General features: G+C 64.5%; 13 protein-coding genes. 5 read left to right on the plus strand and 8 right to left on the minus strand.

Annotation, left to right across the window (positions count from 1 at the left end):
* Nucleotides 1-35: 35 nt before the first annotated feature.
* Complete coding sequence (locus ADAD_RS0102730; protein WP_010408993.1) at nucleotides 36-1,775, plus strand: acyl-CoA dehydrogenase; 1,740 nt, start codon at nucleotides 36-38, stop codon at nucleotides 1,773-1,775.
* Between the two features lie 12 nt (nucleotides 1,776-1,787).
* On the opposite strand, the gene ADAD_RS0102735 is transcribed toward ADAD_RS0102730, so the two are convergent.
* Entirely contained in the window at nucleotides 1,788-3,251 is a 1,464-nt protein-coding gene (locus ADAD_RS0102735; protein WP_029139855.1) for a PQQ-dependent sugar dehydrogenase, read from the minus strand.
* A 74-nt stretch (nucleotides 3,252-3,325) separates the two neighbouring features.
* On the opposite strand from ADAD_RS0102735, the gene ADAD_RS0102740 reads away from it, so the two are divergent.
* Together ADAD_RS0102740 and ADAD_RS17055 are read left to right on the plus strand one after the other, a co-directional pair.
* A complete protein-coding gene (locus ADAD_RS0102740) occupies nucleotides 3,326-3,808 on the plus strand; it encodes a GAF domain-containing protein (RefSeq protein ID WP_010408998.1) in 483 nt (160 codons plus the stop codon).
* Nucleotides 3,809-3,941: 133 nt separating this feature from the next.
* Nucleotides 3,942-4,763 carry a hypothetical protein gene (locus ADAD_RS17055; protein WP_010409001.1) on the plus strand — a complete coding sequence of 274 codons (822 nt, stop codon included), beginning with the start codon at nucleotides 3,942-3,944 and terminating at the stop codon, nucleotides 4,761-4,763.
* A gap of 52 nt (nucleotides 4,764-4,815) precedes the next feature.
* On the opposite strand, the gene ADAD_RS0102750 is transcribed toward ADAD_RS17055, so the two are convergent.
* The 6 genes from ADAD_RS0102750 to ADAD_RS0102775 all read right to left on the minus strand — a co-directional run bounded on the left by ADAD_RS0102750 (nucleotide 4,816) and on the right by ADAD_RS0102775 (nucleotide 10,682).
* Nucleotides 4,816-5,796, minus strand: a complete 981-nt coding sequence (locus tag ADAD_RS0102750) for a ParB/RepB/Spo0J family partition protein (protein WP_010409003.1) — start codon at nucleotides 5,794-5,796, stop codon at nucleotides 4,816-4,818.
* Nucleotides 5,793-6,569 carry a ParA family protein gene (locus tag ADAD_RS0102755; protein WP_010409004.1) on the minus strand — a complete coding sequence of 259 codons (777 nt, stop codon included), beginning with the start codon at nucleotides 6,567-6,569 and terminating at the stop codon, nucleotides 5,793-5,795. The genes ADAD_RS0102750 and ADAD_RS0102755 overlap by 4 nt, the downstream gene beginning before the upstream one ends.
* On the minus strand, nucleotides 6,566-7,204 hold the full coding sequence (rsmG, locus tag ADAD_RS0102760; protein ID WP_010409006.1) for a 16S rRNA (guanine(527)-N(7))-methyltransferase RsmG: 639 nt from the start codon (nucleotides 7,202-7,204) through the stop codon (nucleotides 6,566-6,568). The genes ADAD_RS0102755 and rsmG overlap by 4 nt, the downstream gene beginning before the upstream one ends.
* Nucleotides 7,201-9,054, minus strand: a complete 1,854-nt coding sequence (gene mnmG / locus ADAD_RS0102765; RefSeq protein ID WP_010409009.1) for a tRNA uridine-5-carboxymethylaminomethyl(34) synthesis enzyme MnmG — start codon at nucleotides 9,052-9,054, stop codon at nucleotides 7,201-7,203. Before mnmG ends, rsmG begins: the two co-directional genes overlap by 4 nt.
* 73 nt (nucleotides 9,055-9,127) lie before the next feature.
* Nucleotides 9,128-10,417 (minus strand): tRNA uridine-5-carboxymethylaminomethyl(34) synthesis GTPase MnmE, encoded by a 1,290-nt coding sequence (gene mnmE, locus ADAD_RS0102770; protein ID WP_033193163.1) that lies wholly within the window; start codon nucleotides 10,415-10,417, stop codon nucleotides 9,128-9,130.
* A complete protein-coding gene (locus ADAD_RS0102775) occupies nucleotides 10,407-10,682 on the minus strand; it encodes a DUF6489 family protein (RefSeq protein WP_010409014.1) in 276 nt (91 codons plus the stop codon). Before ADAD_RS0102775 ends, mnmE begins: the two co-directional genes overlap by 11 nt.
* A 92-nt stretch (nucleotides 10,683-10,774) precedes the next feature.
* On the opposite strand from ADAD_RS0102775, the gene ADAD_RS0102780 reads away from it, so the two are divergent.
* On the plus strand, nucleotides 10,775-11,470 hold the full coding sequence (locus tag ADAD_RS0102780; protein WP_010409019.1) for a dienelactone hydrolase family protein: 696 nt from the start codon (nucleotides 10,775-10,777) through the stop codon (nucleotides 11,468-11,470).
* Nucleotides 11,467-11,868 (plus strand): nuclear transport factor 2 family protein, encoded by a 402-nt coding sequence (locus ADAD_RS0102785; protein WP_010409022.1) that lies wholly within the window; start codon nucleotides 11,467-11,469, stop codon nucleotides 11,866-11,868. The genes ADAD_RS0102780 and ADAD_RS0102785 overlap by 4 nt, the downstream gene beginning before the upstream one ends.
* Here ADAD_RS0102785 and ADAD_RS0102790 read toward each other — a convergent pair.
* The gene (locus ADAD_RS0102790) at nucleotides 11,863-12,381 is read right to left on the minus strand and encodes an AAA family ATPase (protein WP_010409025.1); all 519 of its coding nucleotides are present in this window, start codon (nucleotides 12,379-12,381) and stop codon (nucleotides 11,863-11,865) included. The two genes, ADAD_RS0102785 and ADAD_RS0102790, sit on opposite strands and share 6 nt — an antisense overlap.

A 12,381-nucleotide genomic window follows, 5' to 3' on the forward strand; every position in this document is an offset into this window, starting at 1 on the left:
CCGGCAGTCAAGAAAACCAAGAGGACGCCCCCGCAATGACCTACAAGCCCGCCACCCAGGACCAGCTGCTCGCCATTCGCGCCAATGCCCGGATCGCCGAGCTGGCGCAGAGCGAGCGCTTTGCCGCAGCCGAGCCCGACCTGGTCGAGGCGATCGTCGAAGGCGTGGGCCAGTTCGCCGCGGGCGAATGGGCCCCGCTCAACCGCAAGGGCGACCTCGAAGGCGCGAAGCTGGAAAACGGTGTCGTGCGCCTGCCCGACGGATTCGAGCAGGCCTACCAGGCCTATGTCGAGCAGGGCTGGAACGCGATTGCGGGCGTTGCCGAACATGGCGGGCAGGGCCTGCCCTTCACGCTAGCGTGCAACGTGCTGGAAAACCTGGGCACGGCGAACATGGCGCTGAACCTGCTGCCCATGCTCTCGGTCGGGGCGATTGAGGCGCTGCAGGCGCACGGAACGGCGGAGCAGCAGGCGCGCTACCTGCCCGATCTGATCAGCGGGGCATGGTCGGGCACGATGAACCTGACCGAGCCGCAGGCGGGCAGCGACGTGGGTGCACTGCGCACCACCGCCCACCTGATCGAGGATGGCGAGCACGCCGGGAAATACCGGATCAAGGGCCAGAAGATCTACATCACCTGGGGCGAGCACGACCTGGCGGAGAACATCATCCACCTGGTTCTGGCGCGCCTGCCGGATGCGCCCGAGGGAAGCCGTGGCATCTCGCTCTTCCTCGTGCCCAAGTATCACCTGAAGGACGACGGCACGCCCGGCGCGCGCAACGATGTCCGCTGTGTCAGCATCGAACACAAGCTGGGGATCAACGCTTCGCCCACCTGCGTCATGTCGTATGGCGACGACGACGCGTGCATCGGCGAACTTGTTGGTGCAGAGAACCGCGGGCTCGCAGCAATGTTCACGATGATGAACAACGCCCGGATCAATGTGGGTTCGCAGGGTGTCCAGATTGCCGAACGCGCGACGCAGCAGGCGGTCGCCTATGCGCTCGAGCGGGTGCAGTCGGCCCGCGCGGGTGCAGAGGACCGCACGCCGGTGGCCATCATGGACCATCCGGACGTGCGGCGCATGCTGTTGCGGATGCGCTCGCTCACCGAAGCGATGCGCGGTCTGCTCTATTACACCGCCGGACAGGTCGACCGGGGCGATGTCGGCGATGCGAACGCGCGCGCCCGTGCCGAAGTGCTCGTCCCCATGCTCAAGGCCTGGGCGACGGATACGGGGATCGAGGTCGCCTCGCTGGGCATCCAGGTGCACGGCGGCATGGGCTTCGTGGAGGAAACCGGGGCGGCGCAGCACTGGCGCGACAGCCGGATTGCTCCGATCTATGAAGGCACCAACGGCATCCAGGCCGCCGATCTGGTCACGCGCAAGCTCGGGCTGGAAGACGGTGAGGCCCTGCAGAAGCTGTTTGCCGATATCGCCCGCGATGCGAGCGACGAAGCGCAGCTGAAGGCGCTGGCTGGCGAATGCGCCGCGATTGCCAAGTGGATGCGCGAAGATGCTTCGCTAGACGATCGGCTGGCGGGCAGCGTGCCCTTCACGGCGATGTGCGCCGTGGCGGTTGCCGGGTGGACGCTGGTGCAACAGCACCGCGCGATGAACGACAGCAAGGACGCGAGCCGCAAGCACGCCAAGCGCGTCACGATGCGTTTCTTCCTCGATCATATCGTGCCCGAGGCGATGGGCCTCAAGGCCTCGGCCACCGCGGGCGCAAGCCTGCTCTACGAGATCGACGGCAGCGTTCTGGCGGCCTGAGGCCGCAGCCCGTCAGTTGCCCATCGGGTTGAATTCGCGGGCAAATTCGTCGGTGAAGGCCTCACGCGGGTCGCCCTTCAACTCGGTCTGCGGTTGCAGCCGGTCTCCCTCGATCCGCTCGAGCGCAGGGGCGGGCTTCGCTCCCGGCGCGATCACGTGCCAGATGATCCCGGCCGTATCGTCGCTGACCAGCAGACCGCCGTCTTCGGTGAATTCGACCCAGGTCGGGCGGCCGCGCGTCTCGCCATCACCATTGAGAAAACTGCCCAGCACGCTGACCGGCTTGCCGAGCGGATTCCCCCGCTCGTCGAAGCGGATGAACACGACGTCGTAGCCCGAGGGCGGCTTGCGGTTCCAGGAGCCGTGGCGCGCGACGAAGGCGCCACGGGCAAACTTGTCGCCCAGGCGGTGCCCTTCCTCAGCGAATGCGAGGCCGAGAGCCGCGACGTGGGGCCCCAGGGCATATTCGGGGTAGCGCGCATATTCGGTGAGGAAGTTGGGCATCGGCGCTTCGACACGGCGGTCGCGCGTGTTCTTGTAGTAGAGCCACGGCCAACCGTAATTCGCGCCGATCGGTACGTTGGTCAGGTAGTCGGGGACGAGATCGCCGCCGAGCATGTCGCGCTCGTTCACGGTGGTCCACAGCTCGTCCGACAGGGGATTCCAGTCAAGACCATTGGGGTTGCGCAGGCCTGTGGCGTAGGGGCGCTGCGAGCCATCTTCGAGCGTATATTCCCAGATCATCGCTCGGCCATCTTCGGCTTCCATGCCGTTTTCGGCGATATTGCTTGCCGAACCCACTGCGACATAGATCCGCCCGCCGTCGGGCGAGAGGATGATGTTTCGCATCCAGTGATTTCCAGCGGCGGGAAGGTCCATCAACTTGCGCGGTTCGCCCTCCAGCGTGGGCGATCCCAGCTCGTAGTCGAAAGCGAGCAGCGCGTCGTGGTTGGCGATGTAGAGCGTGCCATCGCGATAGGCCATGCCGGAGGGCGAATCGAGCCCGTCTTCGCGCAAGACCCGCTTGATATCGGCATCGCCGTCGCCATCGGTGTCACGCAGAAGAACCAGCTTGTCGGGCGAAGGCTCTCCGGCTCCGGCGCGGCCCATCAGGGTCTTCATGATGAAGCCCTCTATCCCGCCGACATCGCGCGGCGGGCTGTTGGTCAGCGTCACGAGGATATCGCCATTGGGCAGGCGGTACAGGATGCGCGGATGGTCGAGGCCTTCCGCAAAACGCGTCACCTGCAGGCCTTCTGCCGCTTCGGGTACCTCGCCTTCGTCCCAGCCGACAGGTTCCGCCACGTTGATCGTCGGAAACCATTCGCTTTCCGGCTCGACCAGCGTCGGATCCGTGCCGGAAACCTCGTCCACGGTCAGTTCGGCGGGGCTGCCGCGCAGCAGCAGGGCGATGGCGATCGCGGCCAGCACGATGATGACGAGAAGCGCGATGCCGATATTGCGAAGAATCTTCATGCACCCGAAATAGGCCGCCACCACCCCCGCGGCAATCGCCAAACCGAAACGCCGCAATCAGGAGCTCACCGCCGATGTTCGATTTCTCCCTTCCCGCCGACACTCCGGATGAGGAACGCTACCGCGAACTCGCCAATGCGGCGGACGCACTGACCGACGGCGAATCCGACGCTGTGGCGAACATGGCGAACCTCGCCGCACTGATCTGGAGCTTCGTGCCCGATCTGAACTGGGCGGGATTCTACCGGGTCATGGGCGACGAACTGGTGCTGGGCCCCTTCGTGGGCCGCCCCGCCTGCATCCGTATCCCATTTGGTCAGGGCGTATGCGGTACGGCGGCCGCCAGCGGGGAAACCCAGCGGATCGAGGATGTGCACGCCTTCCCCGGCCATATTGCATGCGATGGCGCCAGCGCTTCCGAACTGGTCGTGCCGGTGATGCGCGATGGGCAGGTGATCGCGGTGATCGACCTGGACAGTCCGCACAAGGCGCGCTTCCGCGAAAGCGATTCACGAGGGATTGAGGCGCTCGCCGAACGGATCGCAGATCGGATCTGATCTGCGCGATCTGCCCCAGTGCGGGACAGGCGATTTCTGCGGCCAATCGCGCAGGGAGCGAATGCGGTAACCCTTTCTTAAGACTTTATGAGGGGCCGCATTTCGAGGCCCCTGCGAGAAAGGTGCGCCTGTCATGCGATCGATCATCATTGCCGGCTCTCTGGCGCTTGCAGGCATCGCGGCGCCCGCTTCTGCGCAATATTACGCCGCGCCCGAGCAGCCCACCTATTCGGCGCCCCAGGCAGCCCCAATTGCATATTACCGCACCCTGCCCGCGTTGCCATCCGGCTATGATCGGACCGACTGGATGCGCGACTGCCATGCCTATTTCGACGAGCGGCGGCGGAGAGGCCGCGATGGTGCGGTGATCGGCGGGTTGATTGGCGGCGCAGGCGGTGCGGTGCTCGGAAACGAATTGGCGGAGGACGGCTCGCGCCTGACCGGAACGCTGATCGGTGGCGGAATTGGCGGCATCGCGGGCGCGGTAATCGGTTCGCTGATCGCGCGTGGCGGCGATGACGAGCGGCTCGACTGTGATGGCTGGCTGACCGAATACCGCCGGGTTTACTCCGATCAGGCCGACTACGGATACGGGTATGGTGACGGCGGATATGCCGACGACTACGCCTATCGCGAAGGCGGATATTACCGAGACGATTACGGCTATGGCTACCGCTCGGCGCCCGTGCAGTATTACGGCTATCGCCAGGGGGGCGGCTACGGGGCCGGTTACGGCTACGCGGCGGGTGGCGGTGGCGGCTACGTGACCACCCAGTCAGGTGGCGTCGTGGTCGTCATCGAGGATCGCGGCGAACTCTATGTTCCTGTTATACGGGAAGAAATCGTCGAAGAATACTACGAGGTCGAAGAGCGGGAGATCGTACGCGAACGGGTGATCGAACGCGAGCGGCAGCCGCGACCGGACAAGCGGATCAAGTACGTCAAGCAGCGCTAGTGCCGAGTGAGGCTGCACGGGCGCCACATCGCCCGCCTCCGCATGCGAGCGGTCAGATTTCGCCGCCGGTGAGCCGCTGACAGAGCAGATCGAGCTGGTCGAGAGTTTTGTAGCGGATGGTGATCGCGCCCGAACGCGGGTCCGCATCCGGCTTGATCGAAAGCGACATGCCGAGAAATTCCTCGAGGTGACGCTCGACTGCCTCGATATCGGCATTCGTCTGTTGCGGAGCGCCGTTTCCACCTGCGGCAGCGGATTTCTTCCCGGCCGGCTTCGCGCGGACCTTCTTTTCAACCTCACGGACCGACAGGTTCTTCGACACCGCCTCCTGGGCAAGCTCTTCGGCCCGGTCGTGCCCGATCAGGGCGCGAGCATGGCCCATGCTGAGTTTGCCCAGCTCGACCAGCTGAATGACCGGCTCCGGCAAGGCGAGCAGCCTCTGAAGGTTTGCAACATGGCTCCGCGATTTGTCGACCAGCTCGGCAATGTCCGCCTGGCTCATCTCCTCCTCTTCGGAGAGATGCTGGTAGGCGCGGGCTTCCTCTATGGGATTGAGATCTTCGCGCTGGATATTCTCGATCAGCGCAATGGCCATCACCTCACGACGGTCGAGATCGCGGACGATTGCAGGAATTTCGTGCAGATTCGCGCGCTGCGCAGCCCGCCAGCGGCGTTCGCCGGCGACCAGCTGATACCGCCCCTTGCGCTCGAGCGGACGCACGATGATGGGCTGGATCACCCCGCGGCGCGCAATGGATTTGGCGAGTTCCTCCAGCGCGTCTTCTTCGAAGATCTTGCGCGGCTGACCGGGCAGGGGTTCGATCCGGGCAACCGGAATCGAGGCTAGCCCGCTGGCCGTCGAAGGGCCGGGCTCATTGGCTCCGCCGGTTCCCGTGCCCAGAGTCGTGCCACCTTCTGAGGGGGCGATCGATTCCTCGCGCTGGGTCTCGCCCAGCAGGGCCCCCAACCCCCGGCCCAGCTTGCGCTTGCTGCGATCGGGCGTTGCTTCGGCTGGCACAGGCTTGGTGCTCATGCTGCTTTCCTTTCCGGGGGCAGGCGACCGAGCAATTCTCTCGCCAGCGACATGTAGGCGCGGCTTCCCGCACACGAATGATCGTAAATGAGGGCAGGCAAGCCATGGCTCGGCGCCTCCGACAGGCGGACGTTGCGCGGAATGACCGTATCGAACACCAGACCGCCCAGACATTCGCGCACGTCTTCAGCCACCTGGTCGGTCAGCCGGTTGCGACGATCGAACATGGTCAGCGTAACCCCGATAATCTTGAGCGAGGGATTGATGCCCTGCTGAACGCGCTCCACCGTCTGCAGGAGCTGGCTGAGACCCTCGAGCGCAAAGAATTCGCATTGCAGCGGTACGAGAAGTGAGTCCGCGGCACTCAGGGCGTTCAGCGTCAGCAGGCCGAGCGAAGGCGGGCAGTCGATGAAGCAGACATCATATCCCTCGGCGTTAGCGAGCGCGTTCTTGAGGCGGTCCACCCGGTCGCTTTCCCCCACCAGCTCGACCTCGGCGCCGCTGAGGTCTTGCGTGGCCGGGATCACGTCGAGCTTCGGGATCCGCGTCGCCTGCGCGCACTGGGCGGCGGTGGCCTCGTCCATCAGCATGTCATAGACGGAATAGTCGCGGTCGTGACTGGGAATACCCAGACCCGTGGAGGCGTTGCCCTGCGGGTCCATGTCCACCAGCAATGTGCGCCAGCCCGTCGCCGCGATGGCGGTTGCGATGTTGATCGCGGTGGTCGTCTTGCCGACCCCGCCCTTCTGATTGGCGATCGCAATGCAAATCATCTGCGGCTCCCGACTTTGGGTCGGCCCGCGCCGACGAGGATGGCAGCGTCCCGGCTAGTGACCGATTGTTTCACGTGAAACATGCTGCGCAGCGGAGAATCAAGCTCGTCCCTTTCCTGCGCTGCCGACCGCCCCTTGGGCAAGACCCATGTCGTGTCGGCAGTGGAAAAGCGGGCGGACAATCTGAGTAGTTCGCCCAGGGGAGCGAAAGCACGTGCGCTAATCACCGACGCGTCGAAGGTGTCGATCGCCTGCAAGCGCGCACCCAGAACACGACAATTATTCAAGCCAAGGCTGGCAATGATGGATTCAAGCCACTCGACCCGTCGCTTGCGCGATTCGACGAGAAAATGCGGGAGGTCGGGCCGCATGATCGCCGTCACCACGCCCGGGAGACCGGCGCCGGTCCCCAGGTCCAGCCAGGGCCCCGGTGTTTCACGTGGAACACAATCGAGCAACTGCGCGCTATCCGCGAAGTGGCGCTGCCAGAGGGTTTCGACTGTCGAGCGTGCGATCAGGTTCTGGTTCTTCGATTCAGCAAGCAGCGCTTCTCCGAAGCGCTCCATCTTGGCCAAGGCCTCTGGCGAACACCGTTCCGCAACATAGGCGCGTGCCGCGTCTTCGCTATCGATCATGCCGCCGCCACATGTTTCCGGGCATGGACGAGCAGCGCGGCAAGCGCCGCAGGCGTTATGCCCGGTACCCGGCCCGCCTGAGCCAAGCTCTGGGGCCGGGTGCGGGACAAGCGTTCCACCATCTCGTTCGAGAGGCCGGGCACTTCTTGAAAGGGAAAATCAGGCTTCAAAGCGATCTTCTCGTTTGCACGCAGTTCCTTCAGCTCCGCCTCGTGCCGCGCGACGTATGGGGCATAGTGCAGGTCCTCGGCTACCTCCGAATGCAAGCCATGCTCCGTTTCACGTGGAACAAGACCGGCCTCGGCCAGGCGCGGCAAATCGATGCCGGGATATCGGGTCCAATCCCCGAGCGGTTGGCGGCCCGCATCGTCCGTTGCGGCAAAGCCCAACATCCGCATTTCGGAAGGAGAGCGCTCCCGGCCCAGGGCCAGCTGCAGCGCTTCACGTGCCTCTTCACGCGCCTCGAACCGACGTCGCCGTCCTTCGGACACGCATCCCGCCTGGATTGCCAGCGGCGTGAGCCGGGAGGGAGCATTGTTGGCGCGCAACCGGAGCCGGTACTCCGCCCGAGCCGTCAACATGCGATAGGGTTCGCTGACACCGTGCAGGGTGAGATCGTCGACCATAACAGCCATGTAGCTATTCGCCCGATCCAGGCCTGGCTCATCCCGCCCGGCAATACGGCACGCGGCATGGAGGCCGGCGACAAGGCCCTGCGCCGCAGCCTCTTCATAACCTGTCGTCCCGTTTATCTGTCCCGCGCAATAGAGGCCTTCGAGGTCCTTCATTTGCAGCGAACGGTCCAAGGAACGCGGATCTACGTGGTCGTATTCGACGGCATAGCCCGGCTCCGCCACCCGGACCTGCTCAAGCCCCTCGATGGCCCGCAGGAAAGCCTCCTGCACATCCACGGGCAGCGAGGTGCTGATCCCGTTGGGATAGACGAGCGGCGTGTCGAGCCCCTCGGGCTCAAGAAATATCTGGTGTCCGTCACGGTCGCCGAAACGATCGATCTTGTCCTCGATCGACGGGCAATATCTGGGGCCCTGCGCATCGATAGCGCCCGAATAGAGTGGCGAACGGGAAAGGTTGGCGCGGATGATCTCGTGAACGCGACCATTGGTGCGCGTCATCGCGCAAAACACCTGCGGGTTGACGCGTTCCGTTGACAGGGGCGACATGGTCCACTCGTCAGGGTCCGATGGCTGGACCGCCAGCCGGGCCCAATCGATCGTCCGCCCATCCAACCGAGGCGGGGTGCCCGTCTTCAAGCGCGCCAGCGGCAGCGAAGCATCCCGCAATTGCCCAGCCAGTGTCGCAGCGGCGCCCTCTGCAATACGGCCCCCTTCGAAGCGTTCCTCTCCGCGAAAAAGCACGCCGCCAAGAAACGTCCCGGTGCACAACACCGCAGCATCGCACGCCAGCTGCATGCCATCTGCGAGCGAGACTCCGCGAACCTTGCCCCCCTCGATCCGAAGGCCCGCAACCTCGCCTTCGATAACCTCGAGAGTGGGTTCACTCGCTACGCGCTCGCGCACGGCTGCGCCGAACAAACGTCGATCTGCCTGAACTCTCGGACCCCAGACCGCGCTTCCCTTGGAGCGATTGAGCATTCGGTAATGGATCGCGCCCGCATCCGCTGCAATGCCGAGCAGGCCATCGAATGCATCGACCTCGCGCACGAGGTGCCCCTTGCCCAAACCGCCGATCGCCGGGTTGCAGCTCATCGCCCCAATCTTGGTGGCGTCCATGGTGACCAGTGCCACATGCAGGTCCATGCGCGCGGCGACACAGGCCGCCTCGACGCCGGCATGCCCGCCGCCGATGACTATTATCGGAAAGTGCCGCATGGCACCCCTATAAGAGCACACGAGCCCTCTCGCTAGGGGGCGAGATGTTCCACGTGAAACATCCCGGGCTGAATTACTTGCCTATGCAAAAACGGCCGAACAGCGAGTCCAGCATATCCTCCGTGCCCACCGTGCCGAGCATTGCATCCAGAGCGTGGCGTGCCTGGCGAAGCGCCTCCCCTGCAATCAGCAGATCCTCAACCTGCGCCGCTTCGAGCAGCTGCAGCTGCGCGGTTTGCAGCCTCTCCTTCTGACGCCGGGAAACCGCGACCTGCCCCGGTTTGGGCAATCTGTCCCGTCCCACCTCCGAAAGCCGACCCATCAGTCGGGGAAGGCCCTCGCCCGTGACAGCCGAAACCGCAAGCGACCCCTCGCCCTTGGCTTGCCACGCAGGAACGTCGATCATGCTCGCCACCTCGATCGCGCCTGTCGGACCCTCACCCTCCGGCCCCAGCCAGAGCACCACATCCGCGCGCGCGAGCTCCTGGCCAGCGCGAGAGATGCCAATCCGCTCGATCTCGTCCGCACCTTCATCACGCAATCCGGCGGTATCGACCAACAGGAAGGGAACACCCCCGATCGCAACCGGGCGCTCGATCGCATCGCGGGTCGTCCCCGCAATCGGAGATACGATGGCCGCTGCCTCATCAAGAATGGCGTTGAAGAGGCTCGACTTGCCCGAATTGGGGGGGCCCGCAAGCACAACGCGCAGCCCTTCCCGCAATCTCTCTGCCGGAGGGACCGCCAGCCACGCAGCCATCTCGTCAGCGACGCGCTTCGCTTCCGAACGCCACCCAGGTGTGGGCGCGATACCGTCCTGGTCGTCGTCCGAAAAATCCAGTTCCTGTTCGACCGCGGCGGATGCGGACAGGACGGCTTCGCGCCAATACGCAACCTCTGCCGATGCATGACCCTTGGCCGAACTGGCCAGGACCGCACGCTGCAATTCGGTTTCGGCCGACAGCATGTCGCCCAAGGCTTCCGCCTCGAGCAGGTCCATCCGCCCGTTGAGGAAGGCACGCCGCGTAAACTCCCCTGGCTCGGCTTGCCGCAAGCCGAGGCTCGAGAGGGAACTTTCGATCGCACGGATCACGGCCCGCCCGCCATGGCAGTGAATTTCGGCGCAATCCTCGCCCGTCGCACTGTTGGGGCCGGGGAACCAGAGGACCAGCGCCTCGTCCAGCCAGCCAGCGTGCGGATCGCGTATCTGCCGCAGGCTGGCCTGACGGGGATTGGGAAGCCTGCCAGCCAGTACGTTGAGCGCCCTGCCCGACCCTGCACCCGATATTCGGATAATCGCCACACCGCAGGGCGGCGTACCGGAGGACAGCGCGAAAATGGTGTCCGGAGTGTCAGTCGCCAGATGTCTTCTCGCTGCCCGAGGAGCCCTTTCCGCGCGCGGAGCCGCCCGCGTTCGCATCCATGAACGCCTGGAACATCTTCAGGCCCGCCTGCCCCATGGGGGCCATTGTCCGCGCCAGTTCCTGCAGCTGATCCGGGTTGGAAACGCCGCGCATGGCGCGCTCCATCCCTTCGGAATAGGCTGCCTGCGCCTTGCTCAGATCGGGCAGACCCATGAAGGCCCGCGCCTCTTCCGGCGTACAATCGATTTCCACGTGGACCTTCATTGAGATTTCTCCGTTACCTCTCCAGACAGGTATTTGGGCGGCCCTTCCGGTCCGCGCAAGCACGGCTATCGACGAAAGACGGGAGCACATCGATGAGCGAAACGACACGGATTACCACCCTCGACGGCAACAAGGACTTCATGGCCTATGTCGCGCGGCCCGAAGGCACGCCGCGTGCGGCCATCGTCGTCATCCAGGAAATCTTCGGCGTGAACGCAGGCATTCGCCGCAAATGCGATCTGCTGGCCGAAGACGGTTATCTGGCAGTTGCTCCGGACCTCTTCTGGCAGCTTGGCGAGGGTATCGAGCTCGATCCCGATATCGAACCGGAATTCCAGAAGGCCCTCGATCTGATGGGCAAGTTCGATCAGGACGCGGGCGTCAGGGATATCGAAGCGACGATCAAATGGGCGCGCGAGGATAGCGGCAAGAAGGTCGGTGCTGTCGGCTACTGCCTCGGCGGGCGCCTGGCCTACATGACCGCGGCCCGGACCGATTCGGATGCCTCGGTCGGGTATTACGCGGTGGGTATCGACAACCTGCTGCGCGAAAAGGACGCCATTGCAAATCCGCTCATGCTCCATATCCCGACCGAAGACGGCTTCGTGGACAAGGAAACGCAAAAGGCGATGCACGAAGGGCTGGACGATCACCCGAAGGTGACGCTGTACGATTATGAAGGCATGGACCACGGCTTCGCTACGCAGTTCGGCAAGCGCCGGAACGAAGAATGCGCACAGCTTGCCGACAAGCGCACGAGCGAATTCTTCGCCGAGCATCTCGGATGAACGCGACCGCCCGGGGCCTCGCCCAGTGGCACACCCTTGCCACCGCCCCAGATCCGGAAAGACTCGCAGGGCTCGTGGCAGAGGATGCGGTCTTCCACTCTCCCGTCGTGCATACACCACAGGAGGGCCGCAAGCTGGTGGTTGCCTATCTGAGCGCAGCCGCCGCCACGCTGGGCCAGGGTCAATTCCGCTATGTCCGCGAGATCGTCGACGGGCGCGATGCGATGCTCGAATTCACCTGCATCCTCGATGATATCCACGTGAACGGCGTCGATATCATCCGATTCGACGAAGACGGGAAGATCGAGGACTTCAAGGTGATGATCCGCCCGATCAAGGCAGTGAACAAGGTTTGGGAAATGATGGCCGCGCAGCTGGAAAAGACATCCGCTTCATAGCCTCTCAATCACAAAGGCTGCGCGGGTCGCGGGATCGGCAAAGGGCAGCGTGATCGGGCTATAGCCATAGTCGCGCCATGCGCGGAGCACCGCCGCATCGCTTTCGACCGCCTCCTCCCAGGTCTGAATCCGCTCGTCGTCCTGGCGGTAAATCTCGCGCCAGGGCGGCGCGTGGAAGACCGGCCCCTCGTATCGATACTTGCGGCACACGGCGTTGATCGCAGGCGGAACGGGCAGCCCTTCCAGCCTCAGGAAACCGACGATATCGGCAAAACCGCGATCGAACAGGATCGGCGCATCGCCCTCCCCTGCGCGCTCCCACGAAGCACACTGCGCCTCGAGCATGGCGAGCGCGAAGTCTGTCGGCCGCTCCGCGCGCATCTCCATGCCACCGGGGGCCTGGAGGATCGCCCGCGCGACCTCCTCCCCCGTAGCAACTCCGCGCCGCGCCACCTCGGCCAGCAGGGTCGACTTGCCCGACCCCGGCGCCCCGGTCACCACGGCGCGGTGCAT

This window comes from Citromicrobium sp. JLT1363, assembly GCF_000186705.1.
In the GTDB taxonomy this organism is placed as follows: Bacteria; Pseudomonadota; Alphaproteobacteria; order Sphingomonadales; family Sphingomonadaceae; genus Alteriqipengyuania.

Excerpts from the sequence above, each read along its gene's own strand:
- ADAD_RS0102780 (WP_010409019.1), top strand. The coding sequence starts at position 10,775 with ATGAGCGAAACGACACGGATTACCACCCTCGACGGCAACAAGGACTTC.
- ADAD_RS0102785 (WP_010409022.1), top strand. The coding sequence starts at position 11,467 with ATGAACGCGACCGCCCGGGGCCTCGCCCAGTGGCACACCCTTGCCACC.
- mnmG (WP_010409009.1), bottom strand. The coding sequence starts at position 9,054 with ATGCGGCACTTTCCGATAATAGTCATCGGCGGCGGGCATGCCGGCGTC.
- ADAD_RS0102740 (WP_010408998.1), top strand. The coding sequence starts at position 3,326 with ATGTTCGATTTCTCCCTTCCCGCCGACACTCCGGATGAGGAACGCTAC.
- ADAD_RS0102790 (WP_010409025.1), bottom strand. The coding sequence starts at position 12,381 with ATGCACCGCGCCGTGGTGACCGGGGCGCCGGGGTCGGGCAAGTCGACC.
- ADAD_RS0102775 (WP_010409014.1), bottom strand. The coding sequence starts at position 10,682 with ATGAAGGTCCACGTGGAAATCGATTGTACGCCGGAAGAGGCGCGGGCC.
- ADAD_RS0102750 (WP_010409003.1), bottom strand. The coding sequence starts at position 5,796 with ATGAGCACCAAGCCTGTGCCAGCCGAAGCAACGCCCGATCGCAGCAAG.
- ADAD_RS0102730 (WP_010408993.1), top strand. The coding sequence starts at position 36 with ATGACCTACAAGCCCGCCACCCAGGACCAGCTGCTCGCCATTCGCGCC.
- ADAD_RS0102735 (WP_029139855.1), bottom strand. The coding sequence starts at position 3,251 with ATGAAGATTCTTCGCAATATCGGCATCGCGCTTCTCGTCATCATCGTG.
- ADAD_RS0102755 (WP_010409004.1), bottom strand. The coding sequence starts at position 6,569 with ATGATTTGCATTGCGATCGCCAATCAGAAGGGCGGGGTCGGCAAGACG.
- rsmG (WP_010409006.1), bottom strand. The coding sequence starts at position 7,204 with ATGATCGATAGCGAAGACGCGGCACGCGCCTATGTTGCGGAACGGTGT.
- ADAD_RS17055 (WP_010409001.1), top strand. The coding sequence starts at position 3,942 with ATGCGATCGATCATCATTGCCGGCTCTCTGGCGCTTGCAGGCATCGCG.